This is a genomic window from Arthrobacter melezitosi, from assembly GCF_054511055.1.
In genome coordinates this window covers 69,418-91,505 of sequence record NZ_JBTNDJ010000007.1, presented here as the reverse complement: position 1 = coordinate 91,505, position 22,088 = coordinate 69,418, and the positions used below count along the sequence as shown (strand labels likewise).

The following is a 22,088-nucleotide window of genomic DNA, read 5'->3' as shown; positions in this document are numbered from 1 at the left end:
GATGCCACTCAGCGGTATTGGATGGAATTGGTCAATGTCGACACGTGGGGGAGCGAACTCATCGCACCCGATACGCCGCGGTACGACTTGATGAAAGACGTCCGTGTCGGTGATGTCGTGCTTCATTGGGTGGGCAAGAACAACCCGATGCGCTTCAAGTCGGGAATGTATGGCGCTTCAATCGTGGCCGGTCAACTTCAGCCGCGCGCGGGTGACTGGTACGGGAAGCCAGCTAACACGATCCCCCTTACGGACTACACTCCACTACCAAATCCCTATCTACTGACCGATCTCCGGTCCAACCACCAGGAGGACATCCTGGGCGTCAGAGGTGTCCTCGAGCGCACCTATACGGATACCGCCGGACAGACAATCTACTTCCCGTTCCAAAGGCATCCGACCAGTGGCCTCAAACCGAACCAGGGATACCTGTTCAAACTACCGGCGGAGCTGATCGATACCATCGACGGCCTGCTTCCCGACAGCGATTGGGGCGGTTTCGACACTTTCCCTGTTGCGCCACCCGTCGGCGGGCAGAACGGGGTTCGGCAACGATATGCGGGGTTCTGCGCCGACCCGATTCTGAAGAAGGCGATCGAGATGCAGGCGGTCCGCCAGGCGATTACTCACTACGAGGCGTCCGGATACAACGTCGAGGACGTCGGCGCGTATCGGTCCTACGATCTGCTCGCTACTCGAGGCGCTGAAGAGCGGCATGTCGAAGTCAAGGGGTCCCAGGGGGATGTCGAGAAGGTCATCCTGACGCGCAATGAGGTCACACACGCTAACGACTACGAGTTGACCGACCTGGTTGTTGTTGCGGAGATCCAGTGGGATCGCCACCTCGACGGTTCGATCACCACTGACGATGGAACGATGAGCGTCTACCTTGGCTGGCGGCCTTCCCCAGAGAACCTGAAGCCGCTTAGCTACGAGTATTTTCTAGACTAGGCCTTAAGTGGGTGGGGGGGGGGGGGGGCCCCCCCCCCCCCCCCCCCCCACCCGGTACCTAGTAGGTTTTGTCCGCCAACTTGTCAGCCAGGTCACCTGGAGCGAAATCAGCCGTGTGGTAAATCGTCCAGCCTTCCTCGGCCAGCCAGTCGTCGCGCGTTTCGTCCCTGTCCTCAAGCACTGCGACCCGTGCGCCCGGCCAGGAGAGGTCGATCTGCCATTGGTTGTGTGGGCCAATATCGGAGCCCCAATCGCCCGGCTCGACCTCGGCTTCCACCAGTTCCGAGACGAGCTCACGCAGCGACGGGCCGGACTCGGCGAAGACGGTGAGCCACGGGCTCTGGCGGACGCTTTCAGGGACGTCGCTATCCACTTCAGCGGCTGCAGGAGCGCCGGCGCCGGCTGACGACTGGAGTGGATTCAACTCCGCCCAATCCCTGAAGCCGAGCCCGATTTGCCCGTGCACCCCGAACAGCGTCCCCCGGTCGAGGTTGGAATTGAACAGCTCACAACTGGTCTCCGGGACCAACACACAGCAGTGGCACGCGGCGAGGTTACGGGCATCGGTCCCAGAACCCCGGGACTCGATGCACACAGGATCTGCAGAACACCACGAAGTCCTGAAGAGGCCCTCGTCGAGAGCGGCACCGAGACGGCCCGGCCCTGCCTGCGCGGCGATGCCGCCCAAGCTTCCTGCCGAGTCGGAAGACGCCGTGTACAGCAGCACGCCCACCTGATCCTGGCCGACGTAAAGGCGTTCACGGATGGAGGACGCCGGATATCCCGCATCGAGCGAGAGCTGATCGATGATGATGTGAGAGAGCGTATGGATCAATGTCTCCGCGATATTCACCGGTACTGGTTCAAGGCCGCGTTGCTCGGCAGCTCGCTTCACGTTCTGTCTGAGGGTTCTCTCTCTCCCTGCTGCGAAATCCGTCTTCGCCCATTCCTCGACCTGATGTCGGTCAAGTGCGATGAAAAGACCCTCGCCCAGGGTCTCGATTGCAGGCAACCAGTTCTGTTTGTTGTCGTCCGGGAAGAGTGGAGACTTCGTCGCGTCTGGATTGTCCTCGCTACGGGGGTGCAGCCGACTGAAGCCGTAGAGTGCACGGACCTCTCGAAGCCGCGTGACTTTTCGAGTGGCCTTGATCCAGTGGGAATGAGACTCGGGGACAGCGACTTTCTCGGCGACGAAGTCCGTGTCGGGGCTGTCGCGGCGGCCGTTCATCAACGCCATGAACTCCTGCTCGCGGAGCTGCCCTTCCGACAGGTCGGTCTCGCGGTCACCATGGAACTGGCGCTTCATCTCCGCGCGCAGTTCGTCGACTGAGAAGCGTCCACCGAAGCTCTCGACGATTCCCTCCAGCACCCATGTGGAGCCGGGTTCCAGCGCTTGGGGCTTGCTGAGCTGCGATGCGTTGGCCGTGACGACCTTAGCGAGAAACTCCGAATAGGGCGGAATGGAGATCGCAGAGCGGACAATTGGGAACCAGACGTTGGAAGCACCACGCTGGACGGTCTTTGGCGGCTTCCCGCACTCCCGTTCCCGGTAACCCCATCCGAGCCAGGGACGATTACCCTGGCATTTCATCTCCTTGAGCGCGATCGAGTTGAATGCATCAGCCATGGTTCGGGATTTCCCGCACGAGCAGCGGACGACCATATCGGAGAGCGAGGACGTGCGGCCCTCGGACAGGAGGCTCAGCTTGTGCTCGGCGTCGTCCTTCGTGGTGTAACCATGGGCCCAGTAGCTGTAGGGGAAGTCATCGATGTGGCCGTCCTCGCAGGCGATGACGAAACGGGACGGCGTCAATGGCGCCAGCGACTTGCACAGACCGCACTTCGGGTCCTCGTACGAGGCTTGCAATTGCTTGACCGTACCGATCCGATTACAGCTCGGACAGACGAGCATCTGCGGGAAACGCACGACCGGGATCTTGCCCCGTGTGCCCGCCGGCGGCAACAGCAGTTGGGATACACCGAGACTGCGAGCCAGACGAGGTTCACTGACAGGCTTGAGATGCTTCCTGTCCCACTGATCGATGCTCGTGATCATGAAGCTGTTGTTCTCGGCCGGAAAGAGACTCCCGACTCCGAACGTCGAAATAAGCTGGCTGCGACGTGCAGCGTAAGTCTTCCTAGCCAAGAGAAGCGTCCTTCCTTAGGGGTGCGGGCCGGAGGGTGGTCTCAGCGTCTACATCCCGCATGCTGCGCGGGGTCGGCCACGGCGTGCTACTGGTGCTGTAGACGAAGTCGGGATCCTCGAGCGCCTTGCTCGAATCGATGAGCAGGGAACGAGGACTGCTCCGCTTCTCCTGGTACGGCAGGTCGACGTCGTCGAGGGCGGCCTTCCGCCAGATGTTCACCAGCCGTTCGAGCTCTTCCCGTGTCGCCGCGGCTTCCTCGGAATCGATCGCTTCCACCCGGTCTCCGATGAGGGACATGACCTGATCGACCAGATGAGACTCCACCCGGACCTGGCCGGCCTCCACTCGAAGTTCCGGAACGAGCATTCGGAGAGCGGATACGAGCGTAGCGTGAAGACCACGGTCTCGAGACCGGGCGGCGAAAGGTGTAGCACTGGTGGCTTCGACCGCTCGGTACAAGGCGCCATGGAAGTCGTTGAAGGACTCGTAGTGCGAGCGGTCGCGAGTCCGTGCTGCGTTGAAGATCGTCACGACGAGACCCGGGTGCTGCCGTCCGACACGGCTGGTTGCCTGGATGTACTCGGCACTGGACTGAGGCTGACCCATGACAGCCATGAGGCCCAGCCGGTCTACGTCGAGGCCCACCGAGATCATGTTGGTAGCTAGGACGACGTCTTCGGGGGTAAGCCCACTCATCAAGCTCTTCTCGAGCGCCTTTAGCGCCTCGGGGATCTTGTGGTTCTCGACGCGACTCGTCAACTCGCTGAGCTGGATGCTGCGTGAGGATTCGCGTCCCTCGCGTCGTGCCAGGAGGGAGAGACGGGCGCGGACGTCGTCGTATACCTGGAGGTAGGCGGAGCCCAGGACGCGGAGGCTATTAAAGTAACCCACGAGCGTCCAATAGGGGTCGCGGTCCGGCTTCTCGTCCGCATCGATGACGGTAGCCGAATGGAGTAGCGATGCGTACGTGCGGACCATCAGCGTCGCATGACTGGTTCCCGAGGCGAGTACGCCTACGTACTGTCGGGTCCCAAATTGGTCCGACGGCGCCCTCTCAGCAAAGAAGGAGTCGTCCGGGTCGAGCCCGGGCGGCGGGAAGAGTCGGGAGTCTCGATTGAAGACGGAACGGATTTGCTGCTCGGCTCGACGGATGGTTGCCGTCGAGGCGATGATCTTCGGTTTGCGTCTGTCCATCCCGCCGGGGCGATTGATCCCCCCTGCCGCGAGATCGACTGCTGTCTCGAAGAGGCCGACTGTCGACCCCAAAGGGCCTGAGATCAGGTGCAGCTCGTCTTGAATGATCAGGTCGGGACCGAGATCCGACGCCGAATGCCGTCCGAAGAGGGTGGAGACTTCACCGCGCCAGGCCATGCTTGCGAATTTGTCCACAGTCCCGATGACGAGCTCGGGCCGCTCCCGGTAGACATCGGTGTCGATGATGTGGACCGGCAGGCCATCGCTGAACTGGCAATGCTCGTTCGCGCAGCTCACGATCATGCGGTCATAGGGAACCTTGATGATCCGATAGTCGTCGACGGTGAGCCGGGTCCCGCACCAGGGACACGCTTCGATCTGGCGTGGATTCCCCTCGACCACATCCTCGTTCCGCCTGAGCTTGGCGAGGTTTGTCTTGGCCGTGCGGATGTCGTTGGGCGTCGCGCCGCCCCCTACCCAGAGTCCAATGCCAAATGCTTCCGCGCCGAGACGTCGTTCGTCGTGCTGGCGGACGGACTCGAGTGAACAGATGAGCATAGCCGCACGTTCGAACTGCTGGATCGTCAGGAGCCGCAGGGTGTATCGCATGATCACTGCGACGCCTTGGACGGTGCTGTCACGCAAACGGCGAAGTAGGAGGAGATACGCGATCAATCCGAGGTACGCCTCGGTCTTGCCACCGCCTGTCGGGAACCACAACAAGTCGGCGATGTCGCGCTCCTTGTGCTGGTCATCTGTTACTGACGGCAGATTGATGAGAATGAACGCGATCTGGAATGGACGCCAGGACTGCTCGCCGAGCGTAAAGTCGCCGCGAGCACCTTTACGGACCCAGTCCTGACGAGCACGCTGCATGTGCATCGCTCTGTTGGCGAGCTGGAAAGCTTCGAATGCGACATCGTCGTCAGCCAGAAGGCCGATTCCCTTGGTGATTCTCCCGTGTGCTTCAGCAGCCTGCTCCATGTGACCTTCAGCAACACCTTGGAGGTGCGCGGGGACATGGGACGGCCCGTCGGCGGACATCGATTCCGTGGTTGCCTTTATCCACGACGAGTAGTCCGTGGCCAGCTGCATCAGTTGAGCGAGGACTTCCTTGCGCGTGCCGGTTCCCAGGAGCGAGAGCGACAGATCGGCGGCGCTTCCGCCCGCCATCGAGCGATGGACGTCCTGTCGCGGGACGAAGGTCGTCGCTACTCGGCGGCAACGCCGACCCTCGACGTCGTCATCTTCTACTTCGACCGCACAGCCATGACCGGCACCGAAGATCATGTGGTTCCGGTAGAGCAGTTCTGCGGAGGCGAGGTCTTCATCAACAGGCAGATCGGCGCGGAGTTTGGACCGATCAACCAAAGCGGACCGCTCCGTGCGGGCGGTCAGACCGACTTGGAACCAGCAGGCCACGTCCTTGTCTTCGGAGGCGCCAGGCTTCGGCTGGGTATTCCGAAGAACGACCGTGACAGTCACGATATCGTTCTCCGTCGGACGGACCAGAGCATAGAGTTCGAGTGCTCCGCCTTCGAGTAGGTGATGCCGTGGTCCCGGCTCGTCCAGCTCGATGTCGATCACACCCAAGTCGGCCGGCTGCCGTTGCCAGTCGTACACGTCGCGCCTCTTGCTCCCGCTCTCTCGATTCGTCTGCACGGGTGCATAGCGTGCTGCGACCGGTGCCACATTCAGCTTCGATGCCAGTCGCGTATCGACCGAGACCGTCATACCCACACTGCTCGGGTATGTAAGCCGCGCATTCGCTACGGGGCTGTCGACTGCGGTTTCGCCCGACACGGCGGAAACGGATTCGGGCTCGTCCGGGGCTTCGACGTAGGTGTCGTCGGCTGCAGGCCACAGCACGCCCGTGACGTAACGCTCCAGTGGGCGTTCAGTGATGAGCTCGTCCTGTGAACCCGGTCCGTACAGGTCTGTCTCGAGGCGGTCCACCATCTCTCGACGGAAGGCGTACTTGGCATCTAGTTTCGACACTTATTGCTCCTGGTTCGTGGTCCGCTTGATCAAACCGGTCAGTCGAGGGACCAACCACATTCCTGACGACCCCAGCCCCGTCAGTTTCGTCTCTTCCGGGTGACCGGTAGCGCACTCGATGGACGTGACGCGGGCGCCGGTGAACCCCATCGGCCATTGATAGTTGCGATTGTTTTTGAAGCTAAAGCTGTTCTTGAGAGCGTAAGCAAATGATGTGCTCGTCCGCCCAATCACCTTGCCGTCATCGGTTGTGAGCACGTATCGGGGCACTTCACCCGGCTCCGGTGCGGATTCCAGCGATCCGGAGACAATCTGTCCTAGGAGATCCTCGAGGACGAGGTTGTTCTGTATAGCCGCTGCATCGCCGTCGGCAGGGTAGTAGGGCAAGGAATCGTCGATATCTGAGTTGATGAATTCCATGCGAGCTGTGTACGGGCCGTGCTTCCCGTAGGCCTTTTCCAGCCACCGTCCCTGCGATGTCTCCGCACGTTTGAGGGCCTTCTTCGGAAGTTTCGTGGAAACGACCTCTTCCCGCGCGCGGCTGAGGGCCACATACTTCTGCCTCAGCGTGGCCGCGTTCTCTTTGGATGCGGGTGAACCAAACTCCGGTTGCAGATACAGCACATTTGTGAACTCAAGACCCTTTGCCCGATGCACAGTAGAGATCACCAAAGGCGCGACATCTTCCACGGTCAGACTCAGCGGAATGGAACGACTGCGGAGACGCTGGCTCAGCTGCGGAACGTTCAGTGAATCATATGCAGCAAAGTTCCCCTCCGCTGTCTTCAGCGCCAGCCAGAGGTCTTCCGCTTCTTCACCGAATGCAGCTGCCAGTCGTTCCTTGATTTCGGTGCCTGAGTAGGACCGGTCTTCCAACCCCTGAAACACCTGGTGCACCCACGGTGCAACGCTCATTTCCTGCGCCCGGCGCCGAATAAGGTGAGAATATCCGTTTTCCCACAAGAGCTCACTGGCTATGAGGGCTTCGTAGTTGGTGGAACACAGTAGTGCGGTGCTGCTGTCCGAAGGCGGCTCTAGCAGACCGGATTCGTGCAGTACCGAAGCGCTGCTCGACTGCCGGCGGAAGCTGTTGAGCAACGCGTGTGCGCTCTCATACGACTCAGACAATCGGCCGAGACCTCTGATCTCTTCTCCAATGGAAATGAGGTCCTTCGTCCGCTCCGTTAGAGCACGGTAGTGCTCCGTCAGCGATTTGTGGTCGGCGTCGAACTCCTCGATCAGCCTTTGGATGAATTGGCCCGAGGTCATTTGGGACTTGGACTCATCCAGCTGAAAGTCGTAGATGCCCTGAAGGGGATCACCCAGCACGGTGAACCCGAAGTCTTCGTCGAGGGTGTGGAACATGGAGAGGACCAACTCTGCTCGGTCACCTACCAGATCCTGGGCCTCGTCGATGAGGACATGCTTGAGGTACGTCAGCCGCTCCGGCCGTTCTTCGCCGGCGATTGAGTCGGTTGCTTTTCGTATTCGGGCGTCGAACCCGCCGGAGAAGCTTGTGTCACCTTCGCCCTGATCAATTAGTATCTGGGCGGCGAAGGAGTCAAAGGTTCGGATCTGAAGTCCATCAAGATCATGGCTCCGGGCTCGTTTCCGGACGGCTTCGACGGCGGCTCGAGAGAAGCTCAAGACCAGAATCTCGTCGGCCGGGTTCAGACCTTCCTCGACCAGGTACTTCACCCGTGCCAACAGCACCTCAGTTTTGCCTTGTCCGGCGGAAGCTGTGACAAACAGGCGAGCCTCCGGTTCTGCCTCCGACACTGCTCGCTGACTGGCGTCCAGCTGAAACTCAGCGAGCATCTGCTCCCTCGCGGTTCCACAAATAGTCGAACTTCGTGAACGCCAGCTCCGTCCCGAACTGATCCAAGTTGTCTCTCACGTTGACGATCAACACCTCTTCGCTACCTCCGTTCAGTGGGCCTCGGAGCCCGCGCCCGATCATCTGGATGTACTTGTTCGGCGAGAACGTTGGACGACAGACATACACTGTTTCCACCTTCGGGGCATCAAAACCCTGGGTCAGCACGTCAAAGTTTGTAAGCACTCTTACCTTGCCGTCTCGGAAGTCCTCGATGATGGCGCGCCGATGTCCGAGGTCCGTTTTACCGGATATTGCGGCAGCAGGGATGCCTTCAACCGACAACACCGCAGCCAGCGCTTCAGCGTGAGCTACGGAAGCGGCGAACACCAAAGTCGGTCCAGCAGCTTCCGACGCCTTGATGTGGTCGAGGATAGCCTCATTCCGCTGCGTGCTCTCCGCAACCTGCTGGAGGTCAAGTCGCGCTTCGAGCATTGCGCTCTGAGCCGTTTCATCCCGAGCGGAAGGTACATCTTTCAGTTTCAGGTCGATGCCGCGGAGTTCTTCGTGGTTCACGCGAGCGAGCACGCCGAGACCTTGCAGGTACTCGTGTGCGTTGTCCGCACTGAACTCGTCAGGTTCAATCAGGTTGCGGCCGAAGCGTGCTACAAGTCGTTCAGTTTCGATCTCGTTCGAGCCGCGGTATGGAGTCGCAGACAGCCCTAAGAGCAAGTTCGATTTATCCGTGAAGGACCGACCGAACCAGGCCAGGACCGGGGTGTAGGAGGAAGCAATGGCCCCGTGCGCCTCGTCGATGATTACAAGGTCGGGGTTGGACATCCAGTCGTACATCTGGCGACGACTTTCCTGGATACTTGCGAGAGTTTGAATTGTCGCCACGACGAGGTGAAGCTTGGTTTCCTCGGGCACAGCGTTGTTGCCGCCCCAGAGCCGGCTCACCGCCATCCGTTCACCGGAAGGACCGGTGGACTGCCAAACAATTGACCAGGTGTCGATGGCTTGTTCGCAGAGTTCTTCTGACTGTGCGATCCAGATGATCAAGCGTTTCCCCGGCGCACCAGCGATGTCCCTGACTGCAGACTCCACGGCAACTCGGGTCTTACCGGCCCCGGTCGGAAGTTGCACGAGCCCGCGGGTGGATTTCGAACGTCCGGCAAGGAGGTCGGTGATCTTCCGGCTAGCTGACTCTTGGTAGGCATGCAGGGGATTGAGGCGAACGGGCCCTACGATCTCTTCGCGTTCGGGTTTTTTCTTGGTGGCCTGCCCTGCCATGGCCGGCGAGAATCCTAGTTCGCGTACGAATTCCTGGGCAGATCGGCCGCCCCGGAAGTGATCAGGGGTTTCGATTCCCGCCTCTTCGAGCGCCGGCTTGAGCTTCTTCAGGAGGCTGGCTCCATGGAGATTGCTCACGATATCGAACATGCGCTGGTCGGTGAGTTCGAGGTCGCGGTGCGCGAGCATTGCGATTACAGATTCAGGAATAAGGCTCCGGAGGGTGGATCTTCCCACCAGTTCCGCGACTTTGCCTGCGTCCGTCTTCTGCCGACCGACACGATCCCGCCGTTCCTGGGCTTCCGCCTCCTTCTTCAACTCCCTCATTGTGGCGGCCACGTCGGAGGCGGACTTTTTGCTGCCGTGCGCCGCCAAAATGATGGCCAGCAATCCCTGCGGCGTCTGACCTCGCAGGTGATACAGCGTTTGGTCCTCGCGATGGAATTGCTTCGGTACTTTTACGACGCGGGAATCATATGTGTTGGTCCGAACTTCTTCGATCGAGTCGCAGGGCACACAGAGCAAGCTTGCCTTCACTTCGCTTGCAGCACGCCGGATGAACGGGTACTGCTCACGAATCTCCGACGGGCTCGCGTCCTGTGCAGGGGTGTGCTGGACTTCGACATGGAACTGTACGGCCTGGACATTGAGCTTCCAGTTCTCCGCCAGCGCTTCATCGAGCTCCGGATGACCGGTGAAGAGTACTGGAGCGCCAGCAATCTCTGTCAGGTACTGAAAGGATTTTTCGTCAGCTGCGAGAACTACTTCCTTCGTGAGGTATCGGGTGTTCCCACTGCCTCTCAGGGCGACGAGGAGTTCCTTTGGAACCTTGACCCCGAACTTGGCTAGTAAGCCATACAGCTCATGGAGCCTACCCAAAGGGAGCCGCTTCTCGGCAAGGGGCAGGACGAAGGCCCAGAAGATATGTGAGACCTCAGTTGGCAGTGTGAGGGCTTTGGCCGCATTCTCTCCGGGGAAGGGCAGGTACTCAGCGGGGATTCCCTCTACCGGCCCGACACACCTGTTGGCCTCGACGAGCCCAAGCGGGGTGTCAAGGACGCCGTAGGTCTTTACCCACCAGAGGTCGGGTCCGTCGATCAACTCGTCCGGCCTATAGGTGTTGGTGAACTTGATCCGAGTGGGATACTGCTGCCGATCAAGGAGAAGTTGGGTAATTTTGGCCCGCGTTGCCATCGATGCATCTACCAGGCGGTGAAGCCCCTCGGTCGTCAGTGCCTGATCAAATTTGATTCCGGCGTCCGAGACAGGTGCCGGTCCAGTGCGGGATTCCTCCGAGATCCTCTTCGCTTCGGCTGTCTTCCACAGGTCGTAGGTAGCACCGGATCGGGTCATTTGGGCTTCCTCGAGGCCTGTTCGAGCGCCCAGAGTCTTGATCAGGGTGAGGTGGTGACGGTGGAACTGCTCATCGATCAACACTCCCTCGTCGCCGATACTGTTGCCCGTGATTAGCGTTCCAGGGACCCATACGTCGCCCAGAGGACGCCACTTGTGATCCCCGCAGCGGACAAGGATCTTCGACGGAGTTGTCCGGTCCTTGATTACTGACAGGCTTTCGGGCACCGAGAGGGAATGAGCCAAACGCCACAGGGACTCAGCGAGTTGGATGTTCTCGTAGTCCTCGGATACTTCCCGGGCCACGCGGTTGATTCGCCCATGGCCGTCCTGAGCTTGAAGGTCGAGCGCCCGAAGATAGCTGTTGGCATTTCCGTGGTGAAGCAGATCGTACGAGACGAGGTTTTCGGATTCGTCCTCTGGATCCATAGGCAGGAACACCCGCGATGTAATCGGGGCTCGGACGCTGCCATCGGCCATCAAAACGATGCGGCTGCGTCGCATAGCAGTGCGGTGCTCGTCGTAGGACTTGTCGATTATTGCGGCGAGCTGCAATGCATTCTCGAAATCCTGCAACTCGCCGCCCGACACAACCTCCTCGAGCCATTCCTCCACGGAGGAGCGTTTCTGGTTGGCCTCCGTCAGGATCCGGTTGACTTGTGACTCACGCCCACGCACAAGCGCCTGCGCGTGAAGCCACTTGCGGTCCAGCCCAACCCAGCTTTCCCATAGAGAGGTTAGCCTTGTCGCCTCCTCAAGCTCCGGCTGTACTTTAATGTGCCCCGGAGTGCGGAGGGTGCCGGATCGGTCGGGAAGACATGGTACGACTGCAATGGCCTTGAAGATCGGTTTGTTGATGACACCATCTGCCCAAGACTCTTTTTCCTTCGGACGTGAAGGCAGAATGTCCAGGAACATCGCGGGGTCCCCGAGCGTGCTCAGCTGCGGAAGGGCTGCCGTTACCAGCCGCGGAATCGCCGTCGTTAGTAACTCTTCGTTGTAGCGGCTTTCCAGCATGCTGTGGCGGTCTTCGTTCATCTTGAACGCAGCATTCACAATCCCACGGAGGGAGGTCTCGTGCTGAGTCGGGAAGTAATTCCAGAACCGGCCGAGCTTCCTGCGTTGGTTTGTGGTCAGCGGAACTGCCCACGTTACGTCGACTAGCTCGCGGGCAGCGATGCTTCCCGCCTCAACCGCGGCCTGGGGACTCACAGCGTGACGATGCTGGAAGATCAGCCATTCGTCGCTGAGCTCCCCGTTGCTCAGGACCACCTTGTTGCCTTCCCGAAGCGCTGTCCACGCGATTGAGGAGGCCTGCGTCCGGTCCTCGAACTCGAGGGAGCCAATCTTGTCCGAGAAGAGGAGGAATTCGTGGGGGAACTTTCGCATCTCCTCCGAAAGCCAGCTTATGCTCCCTGTAAGAGGCAGCTTAATGACCGTGGTAGCCCAGCGCATGAGATCAGCGAGAACTGGGTCTGCCGCTGCTTCTTGGCCGGCGTCGATAGGCACAGCTATGCGCAGCAGGGGGTAAGTCTCCATTCCTGGGTACACGTCCTCTAGGAGTTCACGGCTCTGCCTGCGACTCCAGGAGATGGATGCACTGCGACTGAAGATCTGAGGACTGTCCGTCACCTGGATTACGGATTTGAACCCGAGGCCGAAGCGACCTATCTGGTCATCCCGTTTCTCGGACGAGTGGGAAAGCATGAGGGTTCGGAAACCAGCTTCTGTGAAAGCTTCGCCCTCATTCGCGCAATAAAGCGCCTCCGGTGTGAGGACAACGCGGATGCGGCCTCCGGTTTCACTGACGGCGTCAGCGGCATTTTGAACGAGTTCGTTCAGCTGCTTCCGTCCGTAGCCGCCTTGAGAGATCGCCGCTTCAATATTCGCGTGTTCACGGACAAGATCCGGACGCGCCCGGTAAGCGTTCAGTGCGCTTTGCGTCTCGGCTGCCACGAACTGACTGACGGAAGACGTCAGTCCTGCCCATGCTTCTTGAACCACCATTGGTTCGCCCCCATATATTCATTTAAGGATCGACTGAGGCCTTATCCGGCCGTCGCATAAGTACTCAAACCATCTTAGTCTCCGGGTGTGACATTCCTGGGAGCAGCGGCTGCCAATGTCCTACTCATCTTGAAGATGATGAATGATGCTGCAGAGTGGTCCATTACACACCCGGTCTTTCGAAGGTCATGATCAGCGTGATTCGCTGATCAGTAATGGGGTCACCTGACGAAACCAACCGGGATGGACGGTAGCCGGGCTTCTTATGGCTGTGACGAAACTAGCTCTCGATCACCAGGGGGCGTGCCCGGTGACGGGCGTTGAACTGAGCTCACCTCCGCGCCATAAGCAGGCTGTCCTCCTGCGTCCATCCAGCGTTCTCCCACCTTCTCGTCGAAAAATCCCGCGTCGAGTTCTCGCCCGAGCGCTGCTGCGAGGACGTGGGCAGCCAGCCGGGGTGGAATGGCATTTCCAATCTGTTGGGAAATGTCCTTCCCAGACCACGGATAGTCCTCGGGGAATGTCTGAAGCCGACCTGCCTCCGACAGGTCCAATCGATCAATTTCGACACCATTTGAGAACAGGCGATTACGTGAGACTTTGCCTGTGACTGTGAATGCCGGTTCCTCGGAGGTGCGGCGCCCTCGGGTTTTCGGATCACCACCGGTTCCGTAGTTGGAGACAACGACGAACGATCCACCTCGCTTCAACGTCCCTCCGATGGTTTCGCAAGGCAGCAATGAGGACTGCTCCTCCGAGGCGACCACCGCCTTCCTGAACCGACGGTGGGTCGGTTTGGGTAGTTCGGGCACGCCGTCCCGGGTGGCTATCAGTATGGCGCGGCGGCGGGTCTGTGGAACCCCGAATTCCTCTGCATGGAGTATCCCGGACACGCTTCCATATCCAATTCTTTTCAGGACCTTCTCCATGGCTTCCCATACCGGCAACACCGCCGGCACCTGTTCCAGCACGATCACCTCGTATGGACGCCCCATCCGGTGGGCCTGCAACACCCAACGTAGTGGTTCCAACACCAGCCCGGTTCTTACATCATCCAGGTCGGCCAGCTCGGCGGTGACGTTATCTCCCTCAACCATGCGCGCAAGAAAAGTCAACACCTGATCCAGAGCCCGCCGGCCAGCACCCGATCCCGCCACTGTGTAGGTCTGACAAGGAGGGCCCCCGGTGAGAATCGTCGCGTGAGGAAACTCTTCTGGACCGTACTCGCGCACGTCAGCCTGTACTGTTTCCAAGCCGGCGCTCCCTCTGGTGGCACAAGCGTTTTCATCCCACTCGATGCCAACCGACGACAACTCCAGCCAGCGTGCGGCGACGTCCAGCCCACCAGGTCCTGCGAAAAGATCCACCATCTGAGCGGTAGAAGCGGACGGGTCTAGCTGTACAGGAGTCATGGGCCCCAATTTTATCGGTCCGTGGACCACAGCTGGACCAGTAGTGTGCGTGTTCATCTGAGACGGCATGAAAAGTTCCCTCCTGTAACGGTTCGAACTGGTGGTGGGATGTTTCCAGGTCTGAGGGCACTGCTCCAGGTGCCGTAAACGAGGCCCAATTGGCCCTTGGACGACAAGCGAGACCGATCCGCCTTGCCAAAGTCTGTGGGTGCTGGCGGTAAGTAGCGCTCAGACCACAGGCCACATATGGATCTTGAAGACCAAAAATCGACCAGCGGGCAATGAAGGTAGCCTCTAGCTAATTATAGAGGCGTACGATCCGTATTTGGCATAAGAAGTTAGCCGAGAGTTGACTTGGAACATCAGGGTGCATACAGTCAGCACTAATCATTCAGACGACAGGAGGTTCAATGAGCACGTTCAAGGAGCGCCTTGATATAGAGCTGCAGAAACAGGGCAAGACGCAAGCTGCGCTCGCGGCAGCGGTAGGGGTGTCAGCGGCGACCGCGTCGCAGTGGCGGGCGGGTACGAAGACCCCCAGCCAGGGCAACGTTTTAAAGATCGCTGAGTGGCTCGAGGTGCCGCCGGCGTGGTTGCTGCTGGGGCACGGCGATGGGCCATCGAGGGTGATCGATCCGAAGGACCGGGAAACTTACCGCATGTCCTGCAAATGGTACTACCGGCCAGCACCGCAGGACGGGGGGCGAGAGCTGGGCAATGCCGCTGGATTCGCCTTCACCGGGGGAATCGACACGCTTGCTCGGGAAACTGGCCAGAACATTCTCGACGAAAAGCGCGATGGTGAAGCGAATGTCGTCGCCCGCTACACGATCAGCGAGCTGTCGGGTCCCAGCCTGAAGTCTTTTCTCGATTCCATCAAGTTCGGGGAGTTGCGGCCGCACCTGGAGGCGGCGTCGACCAGCCAGCAGAAGGTCGCCACGGTGATTAAAGAAGGGCTGCGGGCCCTCGACGAGGACGCGCGGCTACTTGTATTGAAAATCGAGGACTACGGTGCGAACGGCCTGCTTGGCGAGGAATACGACGACGGTAAGTACATGGCTGTGGTCCGCAACATCCTGGACAGTCAGAAGGGTGACAGCGCTGGCGGGTCTTACGGTCTCGGCAAGTCCGTCATGTGGGCCTGTTCGCAGTTCGGCCTCGTACTCGTGAACTCAAATCTGTCCGTGGCGCAGAACGGGCACCGGGAGGGCCGATTCATTGGACGAATGGATCTCCCATGGCACCGGCTGCCGAGCGGGGACGGAACTGAAGTCGCCTTCGCCGGTCCTGCTTGGTTTGGCGAGGAGGACCCGGACAAGGGCTGCACCCGTTCCTACTGGGGCAATAACGCGCTCGCCATCGACACGCTGCTTGAGCGGGTAGATGACCGCTCGGGCACATCGTTTCTGATCGTCGGGGCCTTTGATCCCAAGGGTGACCACAACTCCGTAGAGGAAATGCATGACGCGTTGGCCCGGGCGCTGGCTCGCAATTTCTGGCCAGCTATGGTGGAGCGCAGCGAGGAACAGCCCAGCCTCATGACCGCTATCGTGCGCTCTGAACGCAACGGCAAGCAGGTAAAGGAGGAGGTTGTCGATCCGGTCGACCGCGAGCCCGTGAAGACAGCAATGCTTCGAGCCTATCTGGACGGCGTGACCGTCGAGGCGCTGGAGGAGCCCGGTCAAGTTGTCCAGAAAACCGTGACGTTGAAGGTGCCCAAGCGCACTGCGGATGGCGCCCACGGGGTCACGGAGCATGAGGCTGTGCTGCTGGTCAGTGAGGCGGGCGAGGATGACGACCTTGTAAACCAGGTCTACTTCATGCGTGGCAGTCACATGATCATCAAGCGCCAGTCGGTTCAGCCGCTGCCGATGGGGTCACGGCCATTCCACGCGCTCGTACTGGTAGGACTTGCGGCAGGAAACGAGGCCGCTGATCGCGCAGCGGAGCGCTTTCTGCGCGCTGCCGAGCCCCCCGCTCACAACGACTGGGTGGTCACAGCGGACGTGTCTCGCTCCTACGCTACGGGCTACCGCAAAGCGCTTCAGGACTTTTGGGGAGAGGTCCGCGGGGGCATCCGCGAGATCGTCAGCCGGCCCAGCCAGGACTCCTCTGATGGGCCTGACGGAATCAAGGAGTTGCTTCGCATCAGCCCTCCCGGAGAGGGGACAACCAAGCGCCCCAGAGTCAAGAGCGTCTCCGGCCGCCCCGACGTCAGCGGTCGTTGGGTAATCGAGGCGACGGTTGCGCTGCCTCCCCGCAGGGACGCGTGGCGCTTCAGTCCCACAATTCGTTTCGGCACCGAGTCCGGGGCGGCAATCCCCGTTGTCTGGGAGTCGCTGACCCCGCTCAGCCAGTGCGCGGTCGACGGCGACTTGATCGTCGCCGAGGTCGGGGTCCGGACCATCCGCTTTAGGGGCGTCACCGATACCACCACCCACCCCGTCGGCGCCAGCCGGGCAAAGGCCCTCGTGGATGTCCGCGTATACAAAGGGAGCATCAAATGAAGGACCTCTACCCCTATGACACCTTGCCCGATAATTCGGTGCGGCTCAAAGTCGACCGGGTCCTCATCGACGACAAGCCGCTGTCCACCGAGTACATTAACCCCGACATGGCCCAGATCGCCTTCGCCGAGCTTGACGAGCGCGGTTGGGAGCGGGCACAAGTCGAGGTGACAGTGACCGGTCCCGAGGTGGAGCTTGCTGACGGCAAGTGGGGCCACCCGCAAACCGTACTGCAAGTCAACTGCGGGTACTCCAACACTCGGCAGGCCGTGGTGCTCGAAGCCGACACAGGCACGAATGCCCGTTGGAAGGGCTCCATCGAACTCGACCGGGACCAGTGGTTCGGCCGAGCCACCCTGCGCGCGCTGATTCACGCGGAGGTGGAAGGAGTAGGCAATCGGGTGATCGGTAGCGGCGACACCTGGACCGTGGCCTTCGATGATCTACCGCCTAGTCCTGTCCACGGCAGCATCAGAGTATCTTGGGTCGATTTCGCCAATGACGAGGGTCGCCCCTACCTCAAGAGCTTTAGCGGCGACCCATACTACTTGCGGCTGGACCCCGAGGACCCGAGTCTCCTGCTCAACAACGGCTTCGAGGGTCTCGAGGCATTATTGGGCGACCGTAAGCGCCGTCCACGTGCTGAGGAGGCGCTCTACCACAGCACGCGTGGCAACATCGCCAGCGACGTCTGGTCGGCCATGTTCGTCACCGCGCTCAACAGCGTCGAACTGGACTCGGAGACCCAGCTGCCAGAGTTCCCGCGGGAGGGGTGGCAGGAGGTCGTACTCAAGTCGCTGTTCGCTCGCATTTACCCGGAACTTGCGCCCGACGATGCGCTTGTCGAGGCGGTCGCCGCTCGCGACAGCCGGGACGGCTCCGGCGACCTGTTGGAGAGGCTCCTCCCAGCCACCGCTCGACAGGTTGGTCTGCCGGCCTTGTTACGTAATGGGATTGAGTTGTTAGAGAAGGACGCTGAAAAAGACGCCACTAAGGAGGCAGACAAATGACCGGCATCGCTTTTCCGCTGGACCAGGAGTCCGTCTTGCGGGAGGTAGACGCCGCCGCGCGCCTGTCCCCCGCCTTCCGGCTCGGGCTTGAGGATATCGACGTCACAGACTACGTGAACCGTCCAAGAGGGGTTCGCCCCCACAATCTCGCAAACGTCCGCCGTCTGCTGGACAAGACCATGGCGGACTACGAGCAGGCGAACGCGGCTAGTTCCGATGCCTGGCTCGGGCCTCGCCTGCATGCGGCCCTACGCCTGTCGCGAAGGGAGGCAGGCAACCGTGGCGTGTGGCGCTTCCTCGGCTTGTGGGCTGCTGACTATGTCCGTTGGCGCTTCGGTCCACCTGCAGGCGAAACCGACACGGAAAAAGCTACTCAGACCGAACGTTTCATCGGTCCGGACTACAAGCATGCCCTGGCCCGGCTGTGGTGGATGGCCGAGTTGTTCCGGGATGGGAAGGACTACGCGCCAGCCCAACTGGCTCTGTCAAACCAAGATATTGTCAACAACCTCTTCCGCATGGACGTGGCTCACCACCGACCGACCGCGCAGGGAGCTTTGGCCGTGCTGCGGCGAGAAGACGGAGAAGGGCTCAGGACCGGTCGCGAAGCCAATGCCCTCGCAAAGGCTGTCAATGCCGCCGCTAGCACGCTGGTGCTCGACGCGCTTGCCCTTGACGAGCGACTCGACGCCGACACTCGCCGCTATTGGGAGAGCCAGGCTGACGACCATGACGTGCGCGAGTACTTCAAGTCGTTGCCGGACGGGCCTGAGGATCCGCCCGTTCCCGCGAAGGCTGTCAAACGGATGCAGACGCTCCTAACCGAGCTACTGGCCGAGGCACCCATCCGAGGAAAGAAGGATAGCTGACACTGGACGGTACCGCGGTCCTCATGTCGAGGGCCGCGCAGCTCTCAGGCGCGGTGCAGCGGTCAGGCCAAGGGCTCTGAGTACGTGCGCAAATGCAGGTCATCCGCGACCGATGCCGTTCGATTCGCCGTCGTCCCTTGACCGAGGGTAACGAAGGCCGTCGCGGCAGCGGGAGGGGGATGGAGGGGCGCCGAGGATGTCCGCGACCGCGCCTCGCCGGATGCGACCCCAACGAGGCTGTCCCTGGAAACAAGGTGGTTGATCGGGAAGAAGCCGCGCCTCCCGCTGGGCTGGCGAAAGGCGCGGCTTCGTCGTTGAACTAGGGTCAGCCGCCGTACACCAACCCGTACCTCATAAGCATGCCGTTCGGCGGAGCATCCGGCGCCGGCAGCACGTTCGTCGTCGCCAAGAGTCCCTTCTCGTCAACCTCGACGTCGGCCGGCAGCACTGCCTGGGTGAACAACACGGCCTTCGTCGTCCCGGCAGGCACCACCGAGATGCGGTTGGCCATGAGCTCGGCGATGAAGAGGTTGCCCTTGTCGTCGAACGCCAGACCGGTCGGCGTGTGGAGGCCGACGATCACCGATGCCCCGTTACCGGTCGCCGGGTCGATCTTGAGGACCGACCCTGCCATCTCGCCCTCGGGCACGCCCGGAAGCGACGAGACGTACAGATAGCCGTCCTTCCCGACCTCGATGTCCGTCGGCACCGGCTCCGAGTTGTAGGTCTGTCCGATGGTGCATGCCGGCAACCCGAACTCGGCGGCATCTGCCGCGGTGAGAACCGTCGGAACGGGCCCGATGAGCGAAATGAATCGAACCGCCCCGGTCGCCAAGTCGACGGCGAAGATCGAGTTCGCGCCCGCGTCCGCCACGAACAGGGTGTGACCGGTGGGATCCAGCGCCGTCGCGTACGGATGCGAATACACCTCACCGCCGTGCGGGCCCGCATAGGGAGCGATCGGCGGCGGCAGCTGGTCCAGGCACGACTGGGGGGTATTCTGCAGCCCGTACTCGGATTTCGCGTCGAAATTGTTGGCGGTCTCAAACGTGGCGAGATCGGCCAGAACGGTGACGGCGCCATTCCGGAGCACGCTGACGTTGGCGACCAGCGGCCTCGTCTCGCCCGGGCCGCCGACGCTTTCGGTGAAGTAGGTGTCCGGCCCGTGCGTCGTGACGCCACCCACCTCGATATTGGGGCGCTCCACCAGGTTCGTGGTGACGCCAAGGTTGTCGACGCTGCTCAACAACCCCCCGAAGTTCTGGGTGACGTAGGTCGACTCGCCCGGACCAGCGGCAATGCGCAGGGGGCTGAGCAGGGAGTTCGCAAGCTCCGTCGGCTCGCCGGGCGAAACGGTCCCTCCGCCATGATGCTGGACGCCGGCCGTACCGGCAGCGGCGCCGGTTCCCGTGAGGGCGACGGTTAGAAGTGTGGTGCTGAAAAGACGCGCAGTATTACCCTTCATGGGATGAATCCTCAGGTCTTACGGGTGGTCAAGACGCGATGAAGCGGTCCCAGTAACCGAGCAGTGGATTCACCACTGGCGCACTGCTACCCCCGTAATCGGCCGGATGGGCGGCGTCGCTTCATGCTATGACGGCCCTGATCGACTGTCCACGGTATTACTCCGGTGTGATTCGCCCCGCACCGCGCTGTGGACGGCTGCTGATCCGGTTACAAAAATCTTCAGCGGAGCCGGCAGGAACAAGAGTGGGTGCGCCGCTCTACAGTGGGCGCATGGAATCGGCCAACGAAACAACCAGCGCCCCGCGGGCCCGACGGCGGCGCCTGTGCCCGGTCTGCCGGTCCGAGGCGTGGCGCATCGCCTACGGGATGATCCTGCCCGATCAGCAGGCGACCATGCCCTACACCGTGTTCGCCGGCTGCTGCATCGAGGTAAGGGAACGCCGGAACCCGAAGACGGGGGAGCGTGAACTGGGAACACCTGCCTGGCAGTGCCAAAACCCTTCCTGCGGGCACGAGTGGTGGTGACACGGGCCGCCCAGCGTGGAGCAGTTGCACCCTGAGCCAAGCGCTTCGCCTGAGCAGGGTCAGCTGTCGCAGCCCCAGCCGTCGCCGTCCCGGTCGAGATGGGGGCCGTATCCGGGCGTGCTGATATTGATCGGCGCCATCCCCGCGGCACGCACCGCAGCGCAGTTCGGGTAGTACGGCGCAGGCGCCGGAGCGGGCACGACCGGCGCGGGAGCGACGGGAGCCGGTGCGGGAGCGACGGGCGCCGGAGCCGGCGCAGGCGCCGCAGGAACCGGTTCGGGTTGTGCGGGGACCGGGGCCGGCTCGACGACGGGAGGTTCCTGATTCGTCGGCGCGTCGATGTCGCCGCAGGACCCAAGGACGGACGCCATGGCGTCGTGCTCGGCCTGGGTGACCCACAGCCCATAGGTGGCCTTCACCGAAATCTGCGTCGCGACGTAGGTGCAGCGGAAGGCCTTGCTCGGCGGCAGCCAGGTGGCGGCGTCGCCGTCACCCTTCTGCTGGTTGGTCGGGCCATCGGTTGCCTGAAGGTTGAGCGGGTCGTTCGCGAAGGCCATGCGCTGCTCGGGGCTCAGCTGCTGCGCACCCTTCTGCCACGCGTCGGAGAGCGCGACGACATGGTCGATCTGCACCGCCGAGCTGGTGGCCTGTCCGCGGATGAACCGGATGGTGGTCGCGGTGTACGGGTCGTCGAGCACACCCGCGGCAACCTTGCAGGGCACGCTGTTGGCGAAGACGATGTCGTACAGCTGCGTCTTGAGAATGTCGTTCCGGGTGTCGCAGCCGTTGCGGTCGACGTCGGCCCAGGCGGTGCCGAACTGGTCCCGGTCATAGCCGGTCTTCGGTGCCCGCCCCTTGATGGGCAGGGTCTCAAGGAGCGCCAGGGCCTTGGTGCCGGCCGCGGGCTGGCTCTGCGGCGCGACGGCTCCCTGCACAGTGAGCGCAGGCACCTCGTCGGTATCGAGGGGGGCGACGTCGAGGGTCGGGGTCGGGGTGGGTTCCGGCGCCTTGGTGGTGCTCGGGCGGGGAGTGGGCGTAGGGGGCGGTGACGGCGTTTCCGCTGGTGCGCTGACCGCCGTTTTGTCGGCGGCCGCGGTCCTCTCCGGTGCGTCGGCCGGAGGATTGAGAAGGATGCCTGCGATGAGGGCCACCACGCTGACGGCAACCGCTATGCCGGCGGCCTTCCGGTCCGGCAGGCGCAGCCACGACGGTCTTCCCGAGACCAGGGCGTAGAGGCCCGTCGCCAGGAAGACCAGCGCCGTGGAACCGAGGGCTCCGCCGGTGAGGTTCGCCGTGTCGGCGACGACAATGGCAAGGAGTGCGACCGCAATCGCGATCCAGGTGGATCGTTCGATTCTGCGGCGTTTCGGCCCTTCGGGCATTGGATTTGAGGCAGGGCTCTGCCCGAAAGGTTTGCGCATGAAATTGTCCCCCAGCGGAAAAGCGAATGTAGTGCGGTGGTCATCCTACAGCCGGCGGAAACATTTTCGGCCGAGCCACAATCAGGTTGTCCGTGAGGGAACGTACGTCCAGGCGCAA

General features: G+C 61.6%; 12 protein-coding genes. 5 read left to right on the top strand and 7 right to left on the bottom strand.

Going from position 1 to position 22,088, the window contains the following annotated elements:
- The first annotated feature begins 21 nt into the window (after positions 1-21).
- Positions 22-951 carry a protein NO VEIN domain-containing protein gene (locus tag ACX80W_RS09865; protein WP_459282767.1) on the top strand — a complete coding sequence of 310 codons (930 nt, stop codon included), beginning with the start codon at positions 22-24 and terminating at the stop codon, positions 949-951.
- Positions 952-1,009: 58 nt separating this feature from the next.
- On the opposite strand, the gene drmB is transcribed toward ACX80W_RS09865, so the two are convergent.
- The 5 genes from drmB to ACX80W_RS09840 all read right to left on the bottom strand — a co-directional run bounded on the left by drmB (position 1,010) and on the right by ACX80W_RS09840 (position 14,171).
- Positions 1,010-3,097 carry a DrmB family protein gene (drmB, locus tag ACX80W_RS09860; RefSeq protein ID WP_459282766.1) on the bottom strand — a complete coding sequence of 696 codons (2,088 nt, stop codon included), beginning with the start codon at positions 3,095-3,097 and terminating at the stop codon, positions 1,010-1,012.
- A complete protein-coding gene (locus ACX80W_RS09855) occupies positions 3,090-6,290 on the bottom strand; it encodes a helicase-related protein (RefSeq protein WP_459282764.1) in 3,201 nt (1,066 codons plus the stop codon). Before ACX80W_RS09855 ends, drmB begins: the two co-directional genes overlap by 8 nt.
- On the bottom strand, positions 6,291-8,108 hold the full coding sequence (locus ACX80W_RS09850; RefSeq protein ID WP_459282762.1) for a UvrD-helicase domain-containing protein: 1,818 nt from the start codon (positions 8,106-8,108) through the stop codon (positions 6,291-6,293).
- Positions 8,098-12,708 carry a DEAD/DEAH box helicase gene (locus ACX80W_RS09845; RefSeq protein WP_459282760.1) on the bottom strand — a complete coding sequence of 1,537 codons (4,611 nt, stop codon included), beginning with the start codon at positions 12,706-12,708 and terminating at the stop codon, positions 8,098-8,100. The genes ACX80W_RS09850 and ACX80W_RS09845 overlap by 11 nt, the downstream gene beginning before the upstream one ends.
- Positions 12,709-13,022: 314 nt before the next feature.
- Entirely contained in the window at positions 13,023-14,171 is a 1,149-nt protein-coding gene (locus tag ACX80W_RS09840) for a DNA cytosine methyltransferase (protein WP_459282758.1), read from the bottom strand.
- Positions 14,172-14,581: 410 nt separating this feature from the next.
- On the opposite strand from ACX80W_RS09840, the gene ACX80W_RS09835 reads away from it, so the two are divergent.
- The 3 genes from ACX80W_RS09835 to ACX80W_RS09825 are packed head-to-tail and all read left to right on the top strand — an operon-like array spanning position 14,582 to position 18,557.
- On the top strand, positions 14,582-16,678 hold the full coding sequence (locus ACX80W_RS09835) for a helix-turn-helix domain-containing protein (protein WP_459282756.1): 2,097 nt from the start codon (positions 14,582-14,584) through the stop codon (positions 16,676-16,678).
- A complete protein-coding gene (locus tag ACX80W_RS09830) occupies positions 16,675-17,688 on the top strand; it encodes a hypothetical protein (RefSeq protein ID WP_459282754.1) in 1,014 nt (337 codons plus the stop codon). The genes ACX80W_RS09835 and ACX80W_RS09830 overlap by 4 nt, the downstream gene beginning before the upstream one ends.
- The gene (locus ACX80W_RS09825; RefSeq protein WP_459282753.1) at positions 17,685-18,557 is read left to right on the top strand and encodes a DUF6339 family protein; all 873 of its coding nucleotides are present in this window, start codon (positions 17,685-17,687) and stop codon (positions 18,555-18,557) included. Before ACX80W_RS09830 ends, ACX80W_RS09825 begins: the two co-directional genes overlap by 4 nt.
- Positions 18,558-18,882: 325 nt before the next feature.
- Here ACX80W_RS09825 and ACX80W_RS09820 read toward each other — a convergent pair whose 3' ends face one another.
- Entirely contained in the window at positions 18,883-20,022 is a 1,140-nt protein-coding gene (locus ACX80W_RS09820) for a ScyD/ScyE family protein (protein ID WP_459282751.1), read from the bottom strand.
- A gap of 272 nt (positions 20,023-20,294) precedes the next feature.
- On the opposite strand from ACX80W_RS09820, the gene ACX80W_RS09815 reads away from it, so the two are divergent.
- On the top strand, positions 20,295-20,549 hold the full coding sequence (locus tag ACX80W_RS09815) for a hypothetical protein (RefSeq protein ID WP_459282749.1): 255 nt from the start codon (positions 20,295-20,297) through the stop codon (positions 20,547-20,549).
- Positions 20,550-20,608: 59 nt separating this feature from the next.
- On the opposite strand, the gene ACX80W_RS09810 is transcribed toward ACX80W_RS09815, so the two are convergent.
- On the bottom strand, positions 20,609-21,970 hold the full coding sequence (locus ACX80W_RS09810; RefSeq protein WP_459282748.1) for a GmrSD restriction endonuclease domain-containing protein: 1,362 nt from the start codon (positions 21,968-21,970) through the stop codon (positions 20,609-20,611).
- Between the last annotated feature and the right edge of the window lie 118 nt (positions 21,971-22,088).